The sequence below is a fragment of the Pseudomonas sp. NPDC078416 genome (assembly GCF_050268485.1).
Classification (GTDB): domain Bacteria; phylum Pseudomonadota; class Gammaproteobacteria; order Pseudomonadales; family Pseudomonadaceae; genus Aquipseudomonas.
In genome coordinates this window covers 13,650-32,135 of record NZ_JBNNGV010000037.1, presented here as the reverse complement: position 1 = coordinate 32,135, position 18,486 = coordinate 13,650, and the positions used below count along the sequence as shown (strand labels likewise).

18 protein-coding genes are annotated in these 18,486 nt (G+C 63.3%); 16 read left to right on the top strand and 2 right to left on the bottom strand.

From position 1 onward, the window contains the following. The first annotated feature begins 29 nt into the window (after positions 1 to 29). Positions 30 to 1,199, top strand: coding sequence for a DUF2314 domain-containing protein (locus ACQKEN_RS22735; RefSeq protein ID WP_427688963.1), 1,170 nt, complete (start codon positions 30 to 32; stop codon positions 1,197 to 1,199). A 17-nt stretch (positions 1,200 to 1,216) separates the two neighbouring features. Here the strand turns inward: ACQKEN_RS22735 and ACQKEN_RS22730 are convergent, their stop codons facing one another. Then, positions 1,217 to 1,957: an SDR family NAD(P)-dependent oxidoreductase gene (locus tag ACQKEN_RS22730; protein WP_427688961.1), complete on the bottom strand. Its 741-nt coding sequence runs from the start codon at positions 1,955 to 1,957 to the stop codon at positions 1,217 to 1,219. Positions 1,958 to 2,033: 76 nt separating this feature from the next. Here ACQKEN_RS22730 and ACQKEN_RS22725 point away from each other — a divergent pair, with 76 nt between their 5' ends. From ACQKEN_RS22725 to ACQKEN_RS22690, 8 genes are all read left to right on the top strand, one after another. After that, entirely contained in the window at positions 2,034 to 2,960 is a 927-nt protein-coding gene (locus ACQKEN_RS22725; RefSeq protein WP_427688959.1) for a LysR family transcriptional regulator, read from the top strand. 461 nt (positions 2,961 to 3,421) lie between these two features. Beyond that, on the top strand, positions 3,422 to 4,567 hold the full coding sequence (locus ACQKEN_RS22720; protein ID WP_427688957.1) for a transporter substrate-binding protein: 1,146 nt from the start codon (positions 3,422 to 3,424) through the stop codon (positions 4,565 to 4,567). Further along, complete coding sequence (locus ACQKEN_RS22715; RefSeq protein WP_427688955.1) at positions 4,564 to 5,148, top strand: ANTAR domain-containing response regulator; 585 nt, start codon at positions 4,564 to 4,566, stop codon at positions 5,146 to 5,148. Before ACQKEN_RS22720 ends, ACQKEN_RS22715 begins: the two co-directional genes overlap by 4 nt. Further along, positions 5,145 to 5,993, top strand: coding sequence for an ABC transporter permease (locus tag ACQKEN_RS22710; protein WP_074883604.1), 849 nt, complete (start codon positions 5,145 to 5,147; stop codon positions 5,991 to 5,993). The genes ACQKEN_RS22715 and ACQKEN_RS22710 overlap by 4 nt, the downstream gene beginning before the upstream one ends. Continuing rightward, a complete protein-coding gene (locus tag ACQKEN_RS22705) occupies positions 5,993 to 6,919 on the top strand; it encodes an ABC transporter permease (RefSeq protein ID WP_427688951.1) in 927 nt (308 codons plus the stop codon). The genes ACQKEN_RS22710 and ACQKEN_RS22705 overlap by 1 nt, the downstream gene beginning before the upstream one ends. Positions 6,920 to 6,945: 26 nt before the next feature. Continuing rightward, a complete protein-coding gene (locus ACQKEN_RS22700; protein ID WP_074883610.1) occupies positions 6,946 to 8,553 on the top strand; it encodes an ABC transporter substrate-binding protein in 1,608 nt (535 codons plus the stop codon). An 87-nt stretch (positions 8,554 to 8,640) separates the two neighbouring features. Then, positions 8,641 to 9,588 carry an acetamidase/formamidase family protein gene (locus ACQKEN_RS22695; RefSeq protein ID WP_427688949.1) on the top strand — a complete coding sequence of 316 codons (948 nt, stop codon included), beginning with the start codon at positions 8,641 to 8,643 and terminating at the stop codon, positions 9,586 to 9,588. Further along, a complete protein-coding gene (locus tag ACQKEN_RS22690) occupies positions 9,585 to 11,327 on the top strand; it encodes an ABC transporter ATP-binding protein (RefSeq protein WP_427688947.1) in 1,743 nt (580 codons plus the stop codon). The genes ACQKEN_RS22695 and ACQKEN_RS22690 overlap by 4 nt, the downstream gene beginning before the upstream one ends. A gap of 19 nt (positions 11,328 to 11,346) precedes the next feature. Here the strand turns inward: ACQKEN_RS22690 and ACQKEN_RS22685 are convergent, their stop codons facing one another. After that, a complete protein-coding gene (locus tag ACQKEN_RS22685) occupies positions 11,347 to 11,898 on the bottom strand; it encodes a cytochrome b (protein WP_427688945.1) in 552 nt (183 codons plus the stop codon). Positions 11,899 to 12,088: 190 nt separating this feature from the next. Here ACQKEN_RS22685 and ACQKEN_RS22680 point away from each other — a divergent pair, with 190 nt between their 5' ends. From ACQKEN_RS22680 to ACQKEN_RS22650, 7 genes are read left to right on the top strand one after another with little or no spacing between them, the layout of a single operon-like run. Continuing rightward, positions 12,089 to 12,811 carry a thermostable hemolysin gene (locus tag ACQKEN_RS22680; protein ID WP_427688943.1) on the top strand — a complete coding sequence of 241 codons (723 nt, stop codon included), beginning with the start codon at positions 12,089 to 12,091 and terminating at the stop codon, positions 12,809 to 12,811. Continuing rightward, entirely contained in the window at positions 12,801 to 14,282 is a 1,482-nt protein-coding gene (locus tag ACQKEN_RS22675; protein WP_427688941.1) for an AMP-binding protein, read from the top strand. The genes ACQKEN_RS22680 and ACQKEN_RS22675 overlap by 11 nt, the downstream gene beginning before the upstream one ends. Beyond that, on the top strand, positions 14,279 to 14,968 hold the full coding sequence (locus tag ACQKEN_RS22670; protein WP_427688939.1) for a TenA family transcriptional regulator: 690 nt from the start codon (positions 14,279 to 14,281) through the stop codon (positions 14,966 to 14,968). Before ACQKEN_RS22675 ends, ACQKEN_RS22670 begins: the two co-directional genes overlap by 4 nt. Then, a complete protein-coding gene (locus ACQKEN_RS22665; RefSeq protein ID WP_427688938.1) occupies positions 14,955 to 15,764 on the top strand; it encodes an SDR family oxidoreductase in 810 nt (269 codons plus the stop codon). Before ACQKEN_RS22670 ends, ACQKEN_RS22665 begins: the two co-directional genes overlap by 14 nt. Then, positions 15,761 to 16,402, top strand: coding sequence for a tetratricopeptide repeat protein (locus tag ACQKEN_RS22660; RefSeq protein WP_427688936.1), 642 nt, complete (start codon positions 15,761 to 15,763; stop codon positions 16,400 to 16,402). The genes ACQKEN_RS22665 and ACQKEN_RS22660 overlap by 4 nt, the downstream gene beginning before the upstream one ends. Positions 16,403 to 16,412: 10 nt before the next feature. After that, on the top strand, positions 16,413 to 17,075 hold the full coding sequence (locus ACQKEN_RS22655; protein ID WP_133770422.1) for a response regulator: 663 nt from the start codon (positions 16,413 to 16,415) through the stop codon (positions 17,073 to 17,075). Continuing rightward, positions 17,072 to 18,448 (top strand): ATP-binding protein, encoded by a 1,377-nt coding sequence (locus ACQKEN_RS22650; RefSeq protein WP_427688934.1) that lies wholly within the window; start codon positions 17,072 to 17,074, stop codon positions 18,446 to 18,448. The genes ACQKEN_RS22655 and ACQKEN_RS22650 overlap by 4 nt, the downstream gene beginning before the upstream one ends. Positions 18,449 to 18,486: the final 38 nt, after the last annotated feature.

The window sequence follows — 18,486 nt, the reverse complement described above, 5'->3', positions numbered from 1 at the left end:
TTCAAATCGACAGAGGGAACGATCCACTTATGACCGGACAGATCATCTACAGCGTGAAAGGCGAGAGTGACGAACTCAAGGCGACGGTTGCCAGCGCACAGGCTACCTTCAAGTTCTTCTGGCGTGAGCTGTCATGGGAGGCACGCCGAATCGTCAAAAGTCTGGACATGGCGGCGGTCAAAATGTCCTTCGTGCTGGACGCCGATGACCCCGACATCCCCAGCGTCGAAAACATGTGGGTCACCGACATCGAGTTCGACGGGGAGTCCATCAGCGGCGTGCTGATGAACGAACCTCGCTGGTTCACCTCACTGAAGGCGTCAGACCCGGTAACGCTGCCGCTCGCAGCCCTCAACGACTGGATGTACGTTCGCGATGGGCATGTCTACGGAGGCTTTACCGTCGATGCGCTGCGCAGCGGAATGTCTGCAGACGACCGCGAAGCCCATGACCGAGCCTGGGGCCTGAATTTCGGAAACGCCGGCAGCGTTGAAGTGGTGCCCGCTGAAGAAGGCCGGCCGCCGCAGCTGCTGTCCCGAAATCTGGATCTCCCGCAGGACCGAAAGACGCTGGCCGCACTGGAACGCACCGAGCATCCGATGGCGCTTAACATGCGCGACAAGGTCGAAGAAGGGTTGGGCCAGCGCCCGGAAGTGATCCGGGAACTGGACGCCGGCGGATGGCTGCTCCTGCACCGCGAAGTGCTGGCGGGCAATTACACGGTGGTTCGTGCGCTGCTGCGCCACGGTGCAGATCCACTCACACCCAACTGCAACGGCCAGACTTCGTTGGCGCTGGCGAGCGTTGCCGGGTGGCCGCGTATCGTGGATCTGCTTGAGGGAAAGGATTCCGACGAGTCGGGGCCGATCGAACCCAAAGGTTTTCCGGCCTGGCCCATCGGACTGGCGCTGGTGGTGCCCGCACTCGCGTGCCTCTACTACCTGGTGGTTGAACCCTTGCGAGCAGCCGCCGCGGGCCATAGTGTGCAGATTCAGGGGCCCGTGAGCTTCGCGGGCGCGCTGCTTCTGCTCGGCTATGGATGGGTGTGCTTCAGCCCCTGGTATTTCAGATTGCGCGCACGCACGCCCCAGGCAGGAGGCAGTCGCGTCCTGGATATTGTTGCGGTGATAAGTCTGCTGGTACTTGGTTTTGTGCTGCATGACTGTCTAGAGAGCTACGTCATTGGCCTTCGACGCTGACGTGGCGTGACGCAACCTCAGAAAACCATACCGCCTGCGACATCGAGCGTCGTACCCGTCACCCAGGCGGCGTCTTCTGACACGGCATACGCGACCGCCGCAGCGATGTCCCTCGGCTTGCCGACGCGTCCCAACGGAGTTTTGGCGATAAAGAACTCGTCCATGCCCTGGGCGGATTCAGCGTTGCCTTCGGTATGCACAAAGCCTGGCGCGATGCCGACCACTCGAATGCCCCGAGGACCCAGTTCCATGCCCAGGGAGCGGGTCAGCGTATTGACCGCGCCTTTGGTGGCGCAATAAACATGCACTTGGGGAAAAGGGCTGTGGGCCAGACCCGAGCTGATATTGATAATGACCGAGCCCGCCTGCATGACCCGAGCGGCGGCCTGTGTGGTGAGCAACAGACCGCGTACGTTGAGGTTGAAATGCTCATCGAAGCTTTCAGCGCTCAACTCGTCCAGGGAATCGGGTTTATAGATGCCGGCGTTATTCACCAGAATATCCAGCCGGCCAAACACCCGAACCGCTGTGTCGATCAAAGGACCGATCTCGGACGGCCGTGAAAGGTCCGCCTTGTGCGCAATCGCTTCGCCACCGCCCGCCACAATGCGGGCAACGACACGCTCTGCGTCTTCGACGCTTCGTGAATAGTTGACGATGACCTTTGCGCCCTCTGCCGCGAGTCGCTCGGCGATGCCTGCGCCGATGCCTTTTGAAGACCCTGTGACGATCGCCACCTTGCCTGCTAACTGACCCATGTTTGCCGCCCCTGTGAATGAATGTGAGGGCGCATGGTAGGCTCGGCGATCCCGTTTATTCAGAGGTGCAATCGGCATGCAGTATGAAGCGTTGCTTCAAAACGGCGTTATTCGGCCCGACCTGCTGCCCGGCATTGCGGCTTTTGTGCAGATCGCCCAGCACGGGAGCTTCACCAAAGCGGCGGCGGTCATGGGTATGTCGCCCTCTGCCCTGTCGCAAACCCTGCGGACGCTGGAAGGCAGGCTCGGCGTGCGGCTGCTCGACCGCTCCACCCGAAAAGTGGGCCTGACTGAACTGGGGCAACGTTTTCTGGGATACGCGCAGCCGGGTCTGGCCGCCCTGGCCTCCGCCGTCGAGGACGTCAATGAATTGCGGGACAAGCCCACCGGCGTGTTACGCCTCAACCTGTCTCGTACCACTGCGGACATCGTGCTGATGCCGCACCTGGCGGCGTTCATGGACGCCTATCCGGACATCACTCTGGAGGTCCACTGCGACAACGCATTGCTGGATCTGGTGGCCGGCGGCTTTGATGCCGGTATCCGGGTTGGCGACTACCTGGCCCAGGATGTCGTCGCGATTCCCATGGGCGGCGCTCACCGCATCGCCACCGTTGCAACGCCCGGCTACTTGCGGGGCCGCGAACACCCGAGCACCCCGCAAGACCTGCATCTGCATCGCTGCCTCAACATTCGCCTGGCCAGCGGTGTGTACCGATGGGAGTACATCCACGAAGGCGTTGCCATGGAGATTCTTCCGCCCAGCGTGCTGATCACCAATGATGGCGACACCTTGATGCAGGCCATTCGCGCGGGCGCGGGCATCGGTGGCGCATTCGAAGCCCAGGTGAAAGACGAGATCGACAGCGGACAACTGATAGCGCTGCTCAAGCCTTTCTGGCCCGAAGTCTCGCCGTTCTATCTGTATTACCCGAGCCGTACCCACGTGCCACGGAAACTGCGCGCGTTCATTGATTTCATGAAAGCGCGATTGAACGCCTGAGCACAGGCGCCCATTCGGATGTAGGACCGGCTTCAGCCGGGAAAGCATCAGGTGCCATACCGCAAGGCTAATGGCGTTCAAATTGGCCCCTTCCCGGCTAAAGCCGGTCCCACCAACGCATCGCGTGCAATCAGTGACATTGAGTGTGTACTCGGATGTAGGACTGGCTTTAGCCGGGAAAGCGTCAGGTGTCACACTGCACAACCCACTTGTCCTGCTCCGCTTTGAGGCCTGATCACACACTAATGCTCCACCCCGGAGCAACCGCAGAAGGCCAATGCCGGTAAAAGCCATCACAGCGGGGCGGCTTTCACTTGGCACGCTTATTTCATGCTTAAAACAAACGGCAAGCCGGACTCCGGTCCTTAAGTCTCGTCCACATACGCGCCTCGAATGCGCCAGGTATCGAAGCCTGATCGACCCCCACCGGGTTGATCGGGCTTTTTTTATGGATGCTGTTCATGCACGACTCTCGTCCCATTGTTCACGTTGGCTTCCTGCTCTCGACCGAAGGCACTTATCGCCGCATGGGCCGCAGTGCCTTGCTCGGGTTGCAGGACGCGCTGGCTGAAATCAACGCCGACGCCCGGCGCCGCGTGCAACTGGAGGCAATCTGCATCGACCCCCAGGGCGATCCGGCCGGCTACAGCAGCGGCGTCGCGCAGTTGCTGGGTGCGGGCGTCCGGCACATCTTCGGCACCACGCTGTCGGCGAGCCGCAAGGAAATCATCCCGGACCTGGACCAGCACGGCGCGCTGCTCTGGTATTCGAGCCCGTACGAAGGTTACGAAAGCAGCGAGAACGTCTTGTACCTTGGCGGATGCCCGAACCAGACGCTGTTGCCACTGCTGCGCTACGCTCTGCGCGAGTTCGGTAATCGGGCCTTTTTGCTCGGTTCCAACTACGTGTGGGGCTGGGAAAGCAACCGCATCGCCCGGGAAGTGCTGGAAGCCAACGGCGCTGAAGTGCTCGGCGAAAAGTACTGGCACCTGGGCGCGACCGGCTTCGACACGCTGATCGAAGGGCTGATTCAGGACCCGCCGGCGTTCGTGCTGAACAACCTGGTGGGCGAGTCTTCCTATGCCTTTTTGCAACAACTGGATCGGGCCTGCGAGCGCCAAGGCCTGCGCCTGCCGGTGCTCAGCTGCAACCTCACCGAAGCGGAGCTGGATGGGGTGGGCCCGATGCAGGCGCTGCGGCTGCTGTCCTGCGGGCCGTTTTTCGAGACCCTGAACCCGGCGTTTTGCGAGGGCCAGCAGCGTCATGGCCCGCGCACCTGTTCGCACTATTACACCAGCGCCTACACGGCGTTGAGGGTATTCGCCGATGCCTTGCACGCCAGCGACGATGCCTCGCCAAAAGCGATTTGCGAGCACCTTTACGGCCACCCGGTCGCCAGCGTGCTCGGCACCGTCAGCCTGTCGGCGCGCAATCATCACAGCGCGCTGGCCAGTCATATTGCCGAACTGCGCGGGGGACGCTTCGAAGTCGTGCAATCGGCGCCCCACCCGATCGCCGCCGACCCCTATCTCACTGTTACGGATGTACACGCCGATGGGGTGGACCGACACGCCACCCCGGCGCCGCGCTTGAGGATCGTCAAATGAACACACGCGCCTTTCCAGCTTTCGACCAGGGTCACTTGCTGCTGATCGACTGCGATGAACGCAGTCAGGCCAACCTGGGCAAGAGCCTGCAACGCCTGGGGATTCACTCGCAGGTGCTCGATCACGACGCGCCCTGTGACACCCGGGGCTGTTTCGCGGCGATCCTTGAGATCGAACATTTCGCCAGCCCCCTCGCCGTTCAGGCGCTGAATGCGGCCAGCATTCCCATCGTCGCGCTGACCGCCCACGAAACCCTGTCGCAGATTCAGCGCGCACTGCAGCTTGGCGCGACGGCACTGCTCAACAAACCCATCAGCCAGGGCTCGGTCTACACCACGCTGATGATGGCGGTGGGATTGCGCGACCGGCAGCGCGCCGATGCCGAACAACTCAATGAGCTGCAACAGCGCTTGGCGCTGCGTCCGCTCATCGCCCAGGCCCTGGCGCGCTTGATGGTGAGCCAGCGTATCAACGAGGCGACGGCGTACGAGCGCTTGCGCAGCCTGTCGATGCAGCTCAACCGGCCGATCGAAGCGCTGTGTGTCGACCTGCTCGCGGCGCGGGACGAGGACCGCGCATGAACACCCTCAAGGCCCTGTTGCGTCGACCGGCCGTTGCGATTTCGCTGCTGTTTATCGTCACCGTGGTGCTGCTCGCGGCGCTGGCCCCGTGGATAAGCCCCTTCGATCCCGATGAGCAATTCGTCGAGGGGCTGACGATGGAAGGCGCGCCCATGGCGCCAGCGACGCCGTACTGGATGGGCACCGATTTGCTCGGCCGTGACCTGCTGTCGCGGCTGATCTTCGGCGCGCGCACCTCGCTGTTCATCGGCGTGCTGGCCAACGGGCTGGCGGTGCTGATCGGTACCCTGGTGGGCCTGACCGCAGGGTTTGTGCGCGGCTGGCTGGGCAGCGTGTTGATGCGCCTGACCGACCTGATGATGGCCTTCCCCGCCCTGCTGCTGGCGATTGCCCTGTCGGCGATTTTTCAGCCCAGCGTGTGGATCGTGGCCATGGTCATCGCGATGGTCAACTGGGTGCAGATCGCCCGGGTGATCTACGCCGAAACCGTGGCGCTCAGTGCGCGGGATTTCGTCGCTGTGGAGCGCACCCTCGGCGCCAGTTCCCTGCGCATTCTGTTCTCGCACCTGTTGCCCCATCTGCTGCCGACCATTCTGGTGTGGGCGACGCTGGGGATTTCCACCACGGTGTTGCTGGAAGCCACCTTGTCGTACTTGGGTGTGGGCGTACAACCGCCGACGCCAAGCTGGGGCAACATCATTTTCGAGAGCCAGACGTACTTCACCTCGGCGCCCTGGCTGGTGTTCATTCCGGGCGCGGCCATTATCCTCCTGTCCCTGGCGTTCAACCTGGTCGGCGACGCCCTGCGCGACGAACTCGACCCCACACTCAAGGGGCGTCGCTGATGATGCCGTTCATTTGCCGACGGGTCGGTTACGCGCTGCTGATTCTGCTGGGCGTGACCTTCATCACCTACCTGTTGCTGTTCCTGCTGCCCGCCGATCCGGCGCGGCAAATCGCCGGGCGCAGCGCCACCCCTGAAGTGGTCGCGGCGATTCGTGCGCAGCTGGGGCTGGACCTGCCCTTCTATCAGCAATACCTGAGTTACCTGGGCAACCTGCTCCATGGCGACCTTGGCCGCTCCTACATCCAGCGCACCGCCGTCAGCGAGTTGATCGGCGCGCGACTTCGGCCTTCGCTGGAACTCATGGCGGCGGGCATCGGCTTCGAGCTGTTGATCGGCATCAGCCTGGGCATGCTCGCGGCGCTCAAACGCGACAGCTTCGCCGACAAACTGCTCATGGCGTTCTCCTTCGTTGGGGTGTCGGCGCCGCAATTCATCGCCGCCATGCTGTTTCTGTACTTCTTCGCCGTGCAACTGGGCTGGTTCCCGCTGGGGGGCTATGGCGGCGCGAGGCATTTGATGTTGCCGGCGCTGACCCTCGGCCTGCTCGGCAGCGGCTGGTATTCGCGCATGGTTCGCTCTTCGATGATCGAAGTGCTGCATCAGGATTTCATCCGCACGGCACGGGCCAAGGGCCTGAGTCGTGCGCGGATCGTGTTGGTGCACGTGCTGCCCAACGCGATCGTGCCGGTGATCCCGATGATCGGCATCGACATCGGCGTGTTCATGGGCGGGCTGGTGGTGGTCGAGTCGGTGTTCGGCTGGCCGGGCATCGGTCAGCTCGCCTGGCAGTCGATCCAGCAAGTCGACATTCCGGTCATCGTCGGCGTCACCACGCTGTCGGCGGTGGCCATCGTGCTGGGCAACCTGCTGGCGGATCTGGTGATCCCGCTGGTGGACCCGCGCATCGACATCAAGCAGCACTGAATCCATCAACACAACGGGGCACAACAATGAAGATCAACGCGCTGACCCTGGCCGTGGCGGCCACGCTGTTTACCACGCCACTGTGGGCCGACACGCCGAAAAGCGGCGGCGATGTGGTGGTGACCTACCAGAACGATGTCGCGACCCTGGACCCGGCCATCGGCTACGACTGGCAGAACTGGTCGATGATCAAAAGCCTGTTCGGCCGTCTGATGGACTACAAGCCCGGCACCACGGAGCTTGTGAAAAGCCTGGCCGAGGACTACAGCATTTCCCCGGACGGGCTGGTGTACAGCTTCACCCTGGTCAAGGGCGTGAAATTCCAGAACGGCCGTGAACTGGTCGCCAATGACGTCAAGTATTCCCTTGAGCGCACCGTCAACCCGAAAACCCAGAGCCCGGGCGCCGGCTTCTTCAGCTCCATCGTCGGCTACGAAGACGTGACCGGCGGCAAAAGCACGACCCTCAGCGGCGTCAAGGTGGTCGACGATCAACACCTGACCATCACGCTGAGCGCGCCAAACGCGACCTTCCTGCACATCATGGCGATCAACTTTGCCTCGGTGGTGCCCAAGGAAGCGGTGGAGCAATGGGGCGCCGACTTTGGCAAGCACCCGGTGGGCAGCGGCGCCTTCAGCCTGGCCGAGTGGAAGCTGGGGCAGAAGCTGGAACTGGTGAAGAACCCGAATTACTTCCAGAAGGGCCTGCCCTACGTCGACAAGATCACTTTCGAGATCGGCCAGGACCCCACCGTTGCGCTGCTGCGCCTGAACAAGGGCGAGGTGGACATTGCCGGCGACGGCGTGCCGCCCGCGCAGTTCCTGCAGTTCAAGAACGACCCGGCGTCCAAGCAGTTGCTGGTCACCGGCAATCAGCTGCAGACCGGCTACGTGACGCTGAAAACGACACTGCCGCCGTTCGATAACCTCAAGGTGCGCCAGGCCATCAATATGGCCATCAGCAAGGAACGCATCGTGCGCATCATCAACGGGCGAGCGGTCCCGGCGAACCAGCCGCTGCCGCCGGCGATGCCCGGTTATGACACGCAGTACAAGGGCTTGCCCTACGACGTCGAAGGCGCGAAAAAGCTGCTCGCCGACGCAGGTCTCGCCAAGGGTTTCGACACCGAGCTGTACGTGATGAACACCGACCCGCAGCCGCGTATTGCCCAGTCGATCCAGCAGGACCTGGCCAAGGTCGGCATCCGCGTGCAGATCAAATCGCTGGCCCAGGCCAACGTGATTGCCGCCGGCAGCTCAAAGGATCAGGCGCCGATGGTGTGGTCCGGCGGCATGGCCTGGATCGCCGACTTCCCGGATCCGTCGAACTTCTACGGCCCGATTCTCGGTTGCACCGGCGCGGTTGAAGGCGGCTGGAACTGGTCGTTGTACTGCAACAAGGCGCTGGATGAACGCGCCGCCAAAGCCGACGCCATGGCACGCCCGGAACAACAGGCCGAACGCACCGAGGCCTGGAAGAAGATCTTCACCGATGCCATGGCCGATGCGCCTTGGGTGCCGATCTTCAACGAGCAACGCTTCACCGTGCGCTCCAAGCGCATGGGCGGCGACGACGCGCTGTACGTCGATCCGGTCCACGTGCCGGTCAACTATGACTACATCTGGGTGAAGTGATGTTGCGCTGGTCTGTTCCCGGCAAGCGCCGGGTCACAGGCCACGGCTTCCCTCCCCCCTTGCCTGTTTGCAACGAGGACCGCACCCATGTGCCAGAACTGCCTGGTCAAGACCATTCACAGCATCAACAGCCACTTCGGCTGGGACCACAGCTTTACCCCGGTCGAGCGCGTGGCGCCCGGCACCACCTTGCAGATGAACTGCCGGGATTCGTCCAACGGCTATTTCACTGCGCAATCGCAAGTGGCCGACGTCAGCGTGATGCCATTCGATCAGATCAATCCGGTCACCGGGCCGATCTACGTCGAGGGTGCCGAACCCGGCGACATCCTGAAAATCACCCTGGACAGTTTCAAGCCCGGCGGCTTCGGCTGGACCGCCAACATTCCCGGCTTCGGCCTGCTCGCCGATCAGTTTCAGGCGCCAGCGTTAGCGCTGTGGCACTACGACACGCAGACCCTCGCCCCTGCCGCCTTCGGTGATTTCGCCAAGGTGCCGCTCAAGCCGTTCGCCGGCACTGTGGGCGTGGCGCCCGCTGAAGCCGGGCTGCATTCCATCGTGCCGCCCCGTCGGGTCGGCGGCAATCTGGACATCCGCGACCTGGCGGCGGGCAGCGTCTTGTACCTGCCGGTGGAAGTCGCCGGCGCGCTGTTTTCCATCGGTGACACCCACGCGGCCCAAGGCGATGGCGAGGTCTGCGGCACCGCGATCGAGAGCGCCATGGACGTGGTGGTCAAGCTTGACCTGATCAAGCAAACGCCCCTGGCCACGCCGCGTTTCAGCACACCCGGTCCGGTCACCGGGCACCTGGACAGTGCCGGCTACGAAGCCTTCACCGGCATCGGTCCGGACCTGATGGAGGCCGCCCGCCAGGCCGTGGCCAACACCATCGACTGGCTGTGCCGCGAGCACCGCATGCCGGCGGAACAGGCGTACATGCTGTGCTCGGTGTGCGGTGATCTGCGCATCAGCGAAATCGTCGACCTGCCGAACTGGGTGGTGTCGTTCTACTTTCCGAAAGTGGTGTTCCAGTGAAACCGGACGAGCAGCCGAGTCTGTCGGTGGAGCGGCTGAGCATCGACGTCGGTGGCGGCGCGTCACGGCGTCGGGTGGTCGATGAGCTGAGTTTCGCGCTGTATCCGCGGCGCACACTGTGTATCGCCGGCGAATCCGGCAGCGGCAAATCCCTTTCGTCCCTGGCGATCATGGGCCTGTTGCCCAAGGCGGCCAGTGTTCCCGGTGGCGCGATCCTGTTCGACAACCGCGACCTGCTGAGCCTGCCGGAACGGGAGCTGCAAGGCCTGCGCGGCAAGCGCATCGGCATGATTTTTCAGGAGCCGATGACGTCGCTGAACCCGCTGCTGACCGTCGGCCAGCAACTGGCGGAAACCCTGCGCCGGCATGAGGCGCTGAGTCGCAGCGAGATTCACCAGCGCTGCCGCGCCATGCTTGATGCCGTGCGCATGCCCCAGGTGGACAAGCGCCTGACCCAGTACCCCCATGAGCTGTCCGGCGGCATGCGCCAGCGGGTGATGATCGCCATGGCGATGCTCTGCCAGCCGGAAATCCTCATCGCCGACGAGCCGACCACCGCGCTGGATGTGACCATTCAGGCGCAGATCCTTGAGCTGATGCGCGAGTTGCAGCAGCAGTTCGCGACCAGCCTGTTGCTGATCACCCACGACATGGGCGTGGTCGCGGAAATGGCCGATGAAGTGGTGGTGATGAATCAGGGCCGCATGGAAGAGCGCGGCTCGTTGCATCAGGTCTTCACCGACGCGCAAGCGCCCTACACGCGCAAATTGCTGGCCGCGGTGCCGGTACTGGGCAGCGCGCCGCCACCTGATGTGATGACGGAACAACCGGTGGTGCTCGCCGTCAAGGACCTCAGCGTGCGCTTCCCTTTGCGCCACGGCTGGTTCGAAACCCCGCGCACGGTACATGCGGTCGAGGGCGTGAGTTTCGAGCTGCGTCAGGGCGAAACCCTGGGGCTGGTGGGCGAAAGCGGGTGCGGAAAATCCACCACCGGCAAAGCCTTGATGAACATGCTCAGCTACCAGGGCAGCGTCAAATTGCTGGGGCAGGAACTCAACGGTTTGCAGGGTGACGCGTTGCAGCGGGTGCGCCGCGACGTGCAGATGGTGTTTCAGGACCCGTACGCGGCGCTCAATCCGCGCAAGACCGTGTTCGATCTGGTGGGCGAGCCCTTGCTGATTCACGACAAGATGCCCGAAGCCCGGCGGCGCGAGCGTGTGGCGCAATTGCTGCAGCAGGTCGATCTGCCACGGGACACGCTGGAGCGCTATCCCCATCAGTTTTCCGGCGGGCAACGCCAGCGGATCTGCATCGCCCGGGCGCTGGCGCTGAACCCCAAAGTCATCATCGCGGATGAATCGGTGTCGGCGCTGGACGTCTCGGTTCAGGCTCAAGTGCTGGAGCTGCTGGAACGGCTGCGCGCCGAGCATGGGCTGAGCTACCTGTTCATCTCCCACGACATGGCCGTGGTCGAGCGCATCTGCCATCGCGTGGCGGTGATGTATGGCGGGCGCATCGTCGAAATCGGCGCCCGTGATCAGGTCTTGCACAACCCGCAGCATCCCTATACCCGCCGCCTGCTCGCCGCAGTGCCGGTGCCCGAAGTGGGCCGGCGCCGGGATTTCAAGAGCCTGCTCAAAGAGCTGGACCGGCCTGACCCGATCAAGACAAAGGATTTTGTCGCGCCGGTGCAGCGGTTTTCAGCGGTGGCGGCGGATCACTGGGTCGCGGTGGAGTGATAAAAGCAGTGACCGCTTATTAACGCTTTTCGGCCGTCAACGGCAGCATGCGGCGCAGGGTGTTGTCGCGGACAAAGTAATGATGGAAGAGCCCTGCTGCGGCGTGGACGCCGATCAACCAGTAGCCCAGGTTGCCGGCCCATTCGTGCCAGCCTTTGATTTGTCTGGCCAGATCAGGGTCGACGGCCAGGGGTGACGGAAGGAAGAAGCCGAAGTACGGCATCGGCTTGCCACCCGCCGACAGCATCAGCCAGGCCAGCACCGGTGTCGCGATCATCAGTGCGTAGAGCAGCCCATGAACGAGGTGGGCCATCCCGAGCTGCCAGGTAGGAGGGGCCGGCGTGATGGGAGGCGCCTTGTGCATCAGTCTGCCGAGCAGCCGCAGCCAGACCAACGCAAATATCGACAGACCGAACATGCCGTGCATGCCTAGCAACAGCGAGCGCAGCGTGCTGCCCCGGGGCGCGAAGCCTTTCAGCTCGATACAGGCGTAAACGCCGATGAACAGCGCCAGCATCAGCCAGTGCAAGGACATCGACAATCTGGCGTACCGGTGTGGGGTTGAATTCATAGTGGGCGCTCGCTGAGTGGGGAGGATGTTGCTGAATGGCTCCGCACCTTGGGGCCGCTGTCTTAAGGCAGTCTGAAGACGCCGCGCAGATCGCCAGGAAAGCCGGACCCGGCAAATTTCTCACCTTCAGACTTCGTTAAGAATCGACACCGATACTCCACCCTATCACCACTGGGGAGGAGCCACGCCCATGCAGGGTCTGGACTGGAATAACCGATTACCACCGAACTCAATGCCGTCCGGTGCGCTGCCTCTGGATTTCCTGCCCATGGGATTCGGCGCTGCGCAATCACCGGCCCTCTCGCTCAATCGTGCGCTGTCTCAGGAGCCCCTGCGCGACGCCTACGAGACGTTCATCCAGCATCGCTTCCGCCAGGCGCACAACGCCGAGATCCGTAGCTTCATGCCCGAGCTGTTCGGACTCCACGACAACACCGGCACGCTGTGTGCCGTGGCCGGAGTGCGAGTGGCGAGCTCCGGCGCACTGTTCCTGGAGAACTATCTGGATCAGCCTGTCGAGCAGATGATCGAAGCCAGTGCCGGCAGGCCCGTGGACCGTCAGGGCATCGTCGAAGTGGGCAACCTCGCCGCCAGCAACCTGGGCAGCGCGCGGCTGAGCATCATCACCGTGACCTGGCTGCTCGCCATGAGCGGCCTGGAATGGGTGGCGTTCACCGGCAACGCCGGGCTGGTGAACAGCTTCAATCGCCTCGGGCTGCGCCCCCTCACCCTTTGCGTTGCCGACCCTCTGCGCCTGGGCGAAGACCGGCACGCCTGGGGCAATTACTACGATTCCCAACCCAGCGTGCACGTCGGCGACATTCGCTCGGGCTTTCTGCACTTGAGCAGCAGCGGCGTGTTTGAGCGCTTCGGGCTGCCCCTGACCCTGGAGGACAGCTGCCATGTCGCCTGAACTGAGCGGGTTTCGCCAACGCATCGCTGATCTGGCCGTCGGGCAGCCCGATGCCTGCGCGCTGTGGGGCGATGACCTGAAACTGAGTTACGCCGAGCTGGACGCAGAAATCAATCTGCGACAGGAAAGGCTCAAGGACCTCGACGCCAGGGTCGTGGCCCTTGCCCTGGAGAATGGCCCGGACCTGTTGATCTGGGACCTGGCGATTCTGTTCGCAGGCCTGGCCTGTGTGACGCTGCCACCCTTCTTCAGCCCGGCGCAGCGCCTTCACTGCCTGGAGCAGAGCCAGGCCGACGTGGTCATTGCGGACGACGACTATGCCAATGAACTGCCCACCTCGGCGTTCCGTCATGAGCAGGGATTCTGGCTGCGGACAAAACGTCAGCCGTCGCCCCTGCCCGTCGGCACGGCGAAGCTCACGTTTACCTCCGGCACGACCGGCACGCCCAAAGGCGTCTGCCTGGACGCCGCAAGCGTACTAACGGTAGCTCTGGAGCTGCAGCGCGCCAGCGAATCTCGCCAGCCCGCCCACCACCTTTCACTCTTGCCGCTGGCGATCCTGCTGGAAAACGTCGGCTGCTACGCCGCGCTTTACGCCGGGGCGATGCTGAGTCTGCCAAGCCAGCGAGCCTTGGGGATTCAAGGGGCCAGTGGCGTGGAGTTGCCGCGTCTGCTGTCAACGCTGGCGGCGCGACAGCCCCACAGCATGATCCTCGTCCCGCAGCTGTTGTTGCTGCTGGTCAGCGCTTGCGAAATGCGCGCGTTTAACCCGGCAGCGTTGCGTTTCATCGCGGTGGGCGGTGCCAAAGTCAGCCATGAGCTGTTGCTGCGCGCCGAAACCCTTGGCATGCCGGTGTACGAAGGGTATGGCCTCTCGGAATGCGCGTCGGTGGTGGCCCTCAACCGTCCCGGCGCCCATCATCCCGGCAGCGTTGGCAAACCCTTGCCCCATGTGCAGATACGCCTGGCCGAGGACGGCGAGGTCCTGATTCGCGGGTCGCGGATGCGGGGCTATCTCGGCGATGCAGACCCCGCACCCGAGTGGTGGCCGAGCGGTGATCTCGGCGAGTTTGATGCCAACGGCTACCTCTACCTTCACGGCCGCAAGAAGCATCAGTTCGTGACCAGCTACGGTCGCAACGTCAACCCTGAGTGGGTCGAGGCCGAACTGACCCAGCGCGGTCTGATCGCTCAAGCATTCGTCTACGGCGAAGCCCTGCCTGGCAACCATGCGCTGCTGTGGCCCCTGCGCCCGGACACCACCGACGCGCACCTGCACGGCGCTGTCGAGCAGGCCAATCAGGCGCTGCCGGACTACGCGCGCGTTCACAGCTGGACCCGTCTCGACCAACCTTTCACCACCGCCAACGGCATGGCCACGGCCAATGGCCGACCCCGGCGCGACGCCATTCTGGCGAATTACCGACATCTGTTCACTGAGCCCACGCGAGCAAAGGACCTTCAATCATGAGTTTCTTCCAAACCCTGCAAGACGCCACCCGCACCGAGCGCGAGACCTTGCTCAATCTGCCCGTCATCCATCAGGCGCTGCACGGTGAGGTCTCGCTGGAGAGCTATCGCGCCTTCCTGACCCAGGCGTATTACCACGTGCGCCATACCGTGCCGTTGATGATGGCCTGCGGCGCGCGGCTGCCTTCGCGGCTGGAATGGCTGCGTGGCGCGGTGTGCGAGTACATCGAAGACGAATACGGCCACGAGCAGTGGATCCTCAATGACCTGCGCGCCTGCGGAGGCGATGCCGAGGCCGTGCGCGACGGCACGCCCGGCCTGCCCATCGAGCTGATGGTCGCCTACCTCTACGATCTCATCGCCCGGGGCAATCCGGTGGGACTGTTCGGCATGGTCAATGTGCTGGAAGGCACCAGCATCGCCCTGGCCACCCATGCCGCCGGCAGCATTCAACAGCGCCTGGGGCTGCCGGCCACTGCGTTCAGTTACTTGAGTTCCCATGGCAGCCTCGATGTCGGCCACATGGAAACCTATCGCACGCTGATGGACCGTCTTGAAGACCCGGAGGATCAAGCAGCCGTGATCAAGGCCTCGAAAGTGGTCTACGGCTTGTACACCGAGATGTTCCGCCAACTGCCCCTCGCACACACCGAACCGGTGAAGGAACTCGACCATGCGTCTGTCTGAAACCCGCGTCGTCCTGACCGGCGCCAGTGGCGGCATCGGCATGGCCATCGCCCAGGCGCTGTGCAGTCATGGCGCCGAAGTGCTCGCCGTTTGCCGCCATCAGGAACCGCTGTTGCCGTTGCAACAGCAGTACCCCCATCTTTTGCATTGGGTGAAGGCCGATCTCACCACCGCCGAAGGTCGTCAGCACGTGCTGATGACGGCGCAAGCGATGAGCGGGGTCAACCTGCTGATCAACGCCGCCGGCATCAATCATTTCGCCATGCTGGAGCAACTGCCGGGGCACGAGATCGATTCGATGCTCGACATCAACCTTAACGCGCCCATCCAGCTCACCAGCCTGCTGTTGCCGCTGCTGCGCCAGGCCAGCCGCGCCATGGTGGTCAACGTCGGCTCTACCTACGGCTCGATTGGCTACGCCGGTTACGCCACGTACTGCGCGAGCAAGTTTGCCCTGCGCGGGTTTTCCGAAGCCTTGCGCCGTGAATTGGCAGATACGCGGGTCGGCGTGTTGTACGTCGCCCCGCGCGCCACCCGCACGACAATGAACAGCCCCGCCGCGCGCGCGCTCAACTCTGCCCTGAAAACCGCCGAGGACGATCCGCAGACGGTCGCCGCCGCGGTCGTCCGTGCCATCGTCGGTAATCAGCGTGAGCTTTATATGGGGTGGCCAGAACAATTCTTTGTCCGCCTCAACAGCCTGCTGCCTGCCGTGGTGGACCGTGGGCTGCGCAAACACTTGCCCCTCATTCGCCGACTCAGCAGCGCCCCCCTCGAAAAGAGCACCAAGCCATGAAACCTCTACTCGTCGTACTGCTCGCCACCCTCGCCCTGCCCGCATGGGCACTGGATGCACCGGATCAGCAACGCCTGACCGGGATTCAGCAGGAGTGGGCGCGCATTCAATACCAGTTGCCGGAAGATCAGCGCGTCGCTGCCTTCGAACAGCTGGCCGCCAAATCCTCTGCCTTCACCCAGCAGCGCCCCGCCGTCGCCGAGGCCTGGATATGGTCGGGCATCGTCACCAGCAGTTGGGCCGGTGCTCAGGGCGGGCTCGGTGCCCTGAGCAAAGTCAAAACCGCGAAGGCCGACCTCGAAAAAGCCATGACGCTGGACCCCAATGCCTTGCAAGGCTCCGCCTACGCCAGCCTGGCGGCACTGTACGATCGCGTGCCGGGATGGCCCATCGGATTCGGCGATGCCGATAAAGCGCAAGGGCTGCTGGAGCAGGCGCTGAAACTCAATCCCGACGGCATCGATCCGCTTTACTTCTGGGGCGATCATCTCTACCGCCAGGGCCACTACGCTCAGGCGAAGGAAGCGCTGGAAAAAGCCTTGCTCGCCGCACCCCGCCCCGGCCGCGAAGTGGCGGACAGTGGACGCCGTAAAGATATCCAGCTATTGCTGGTGGACGTAAACAAGAAACTGAAATGACGGAGCATTCATGCGTTTGCTGCTGGTTGAAGACGATGTTGCCCTCGGTGAGGGCATTCATCAGGCGTTAAGTCGCGAAGGCTACACGGTGGACTGGGTGAAGGATGGCGCCAGCGCCCTCCATGCGTTGTTGAGCGAAGTATTCGATCTGGCCATTCTCGACCTCGGCTTGCCGAGGCTGGACGGCCTGGCGGTGTTGCGGCGCCTGCGGGAAAGCGGCTCGGCGCTGCCGGTGCTGATCCTGACGGCACGGGACGCTACCGAAGACCGCATTGCCGGCCTCGACGCCGGGGCCGACGATTACCTGATAAAGCCCTTCGACCTGTCCGAACTCAAGGCACGCCTGCGCGCGCTGTTGCGGCGCAGTGCCGGGCGCGCGCGGGTCACGATCGAGCACGCGGGCATCCGCCTGGACCCGGCCACCCAGCAAGTCAGTTATAAGAACGAACCCGTCGCCCTCACCCCCAAGGAATACCAGCTGCTGTACGAACTGCTCTCGCCACCGGGCCGGGTGATGACCCGTGAGCGCTTGATGCAGTTGCTGTACGGCTGGAACGAAGAAGCAGAGAGCAACACCCTCGAAGTGCACATCCATCACCTGCGCAAGAAGTTTTCCAGCGAGCTGATCCGCACCGTGCGCGGCGTCGGCTACCTGGTAGAGGATCGCCCTTGACCTCGATCCGTCGCCGCACGCTGACCCTGATCCTCGGATTGGTGCTGATCGGGTTGTTGATCCTGACGCTGGTCAACCTCCATGACAGCAACCACGAAATCGCCGAAGTCTATGACGCGCAGCTCGCCACCAATGCCCGGCTGCTGCAAGGCGTCATGCGCATGCCCCTGGCGCGGCAGGAGCATGCGCAGTTGTACCAGGCGTTCAATCAGGCGCTGGCTCAGGCCGAACCCCGAGTCGACGGCCACCCCTACGAAAGCAAAATCGCCTTTCAGGTCTGGGACCTTCAAGGGCGACTGCTGGTGCACACCCCCAGCGCGCCGAGCCTGACCCGTGCGCCCCAGTACACCGGTTTCAGCGACATCAATGATCTCGGCAAACATGAGTGGCGCACCTTCGTGCTCAGGGACGAGCAGCATGACCTGTTGATCTGGGTCGGCGAGCGTGACGACGTGCGCTCGGACCTGGTCAACCGCATCGTCCGCCACACGGTGATCCCCAATCTGATCGGCAGCCTGCTGCTGATGGGCGCGATCTGGCTGGCCATTGGCTGGGGACTCAAGCCGCTGGCCGATCTGGCCGCTACGCTGCGCGGTCGTCATCCGGGCTCCCTCGAACCCTTGCAACTGGCCCCGCTGCCCAGCGAGCTGGAACCCATGCAAGCAGCCCTGAACAGACTGCTCGGACAGATTCAGGAGGTGCTGAGCCGTGAACGGCGCTTCATCGCCGACGCCGCCCACGAAATGCGCACGCCGCTGGCGGTGCTGCGGGTGCATGCGCAAAACGTGCTGGAGGCGCACGACAAGGCGCAGCGCGACCAGTCCCTGAGTTACCTCATCGTCGGCGTCGACCGCACGACGCGGCTGGTCAATCAGTTGCTGACCGTCGCGCGGATGGAGCCCGGTGCCGGCGCGGTGCTCACCCGCAACGCCGATATCGTTGCGGCCGTACGCGAGAGCCTCGTCCAAATGACGCCATGGGTATTAAGCCGGGGGCTGGAGTTGGTGTTCGACTGCGATGAACCTTCCCTGATGGTACGAACCGACTTCGCCGCCATCGACATTGCCCTGCAGAACCTGGTCACCAATGCGGTCAATTTTTCGCCCTTGAACGGTCAGGTGATCGTCACCCTGGGGGTGAGCAATGGCTATTTCCAGCTCAGCGTTGCGGACGAGGGACCCGGCATTGACGAAGCCGAGCGGGAGCGTCTCTTCGAGCGGTTCTACAGCCGCGGCAACGATCAGGGCGCCGGGCTGGGCCTGACCATCGTGCAATCGATTGCACGACGCCTCGGCGGTGAAATCACGCTGGAGAACCGCGCAGGAAAAGGCCTGCGCGCAACGCTATGTGCGCCAGCGAACAGACAGCCCTGAGAAAGCGTACTCACACTGTCAGGGCTTGAACGCTCCGT

Bases quoted from the DNA above. Each gene is read 5' to 3' on its own strand.
- ACQKEN_RS22685 (WP_427688945.1), bottom strand. From the start codon at position 11,898: ATGAATTCAACCCCACACCGGTACGCCAGATTGTCGATGTCCTTGCAC.
- ACQKEN_RS22665 (WP_427688938.1), top strand. From the start codon at position 14,955: ATGCGTCTGTCTGAAACCCGCGTCGTCCTGACCGGCGCCAGTGGCGGC.
- ACQKEN_RS22730 (WP_427688961.1), bottom strand. From the start codon at position 1,957: ATGGGTCAGTTAGCAGGCAAGGTGGCGATCGTCACAGGGTCTTCAAAA.
- ACQKEN_RS22675 (WP_427688941.1), top strand. From the start codon at position 12,801: ATGTCGCCTGAACTGAGCGGGTTTCGCCAACGCATCGCTGATCTGGCC.
- ACQKEN_RS22710 (WP_074883604.1), top strand. From the start codon at position 5,145: ATGAACACCCTCAAGGCCCTGTTGCGTCGACCGGCCGTTGCGATTTCG.
- ACQKEN_RS22660 (WP_427688936.1), top strand. From the start codon at position 15,761: ATGAAACCTCTACTCGTCGTACTGCTCGCCACCCTCGCCCTGCCCGCA.
- ACQKEN_RS22705 (WP_427688951.1), top strand. From the start codon at position 5,993: ATGATGCCGTTCATTTGCCGACGGGTCGGTTACGCGCTGCTGATTCTG.
- ACQKEN_RS22700 (WP_074883610.1), top strand. From the start codon at position 6,946: ATGAAGATCAACGCGCTGACCCTGGCCGTGGCGGCCACGCTGTTTACC.
- ACQKEN_RS22735 (WP_427688963.1), top strand. From the start codon at position 30: ATGACCGGACAGATCATCTACAGCGTGAAAGGCGAGAGTGACGAACTC.
- ACQKEN_RS22655 (WP_133770422.1), top strand. From the start codon at position 16,413: ATGCGTTTGCTGCTGGTTGAAGACGATGTTGCCCTCGGTGAGGGCATT.
- ACQKEN_RS22715 (WP_427688955.1), top strand. From the start codon at position 4,564: ATGAACACACGCGCCTTTCCAGCTTTCGACCAGGGTCACTTGCTGCTG.
- ACQKEN_RS22725 (WP_427688959.1), top strand. From the start codon at position 2,034: ATGCAGTATGAAGCGTTGCTTCAAAACGGCGTTATTCGGCCCGACCTG.
- ACQKEN_RS22670 (WP_427688939.1), top strand. From the start codon at position 14,279: ATGAGTTTCTTCCAAACCCTGCAAGACGCCACCCGCACCGAGCGCGAG.
- ACQKEN_RS22680 (WP_427688943.1), top strand. From the start codon at position 12,089: ATGCAGGGTCTGGACTGGAATAACCGATTACCACCGAACTCAATGCCG.
- ACQKEN_RS22695 (WP_427688949.1), top strand. From the start codon at position 8,641: ATGTGCCAGAACTGCCTGGTCAAGACCATTCACAGCATCAACAGCCAC.
- ACQKEN_RS22720 (WP_427688957.1), top strand. From the start codon at position 3,422: ATGCACGACTCTCGTCCCATTGTTCACGTTGGCTTCCTGCTCTCGACC.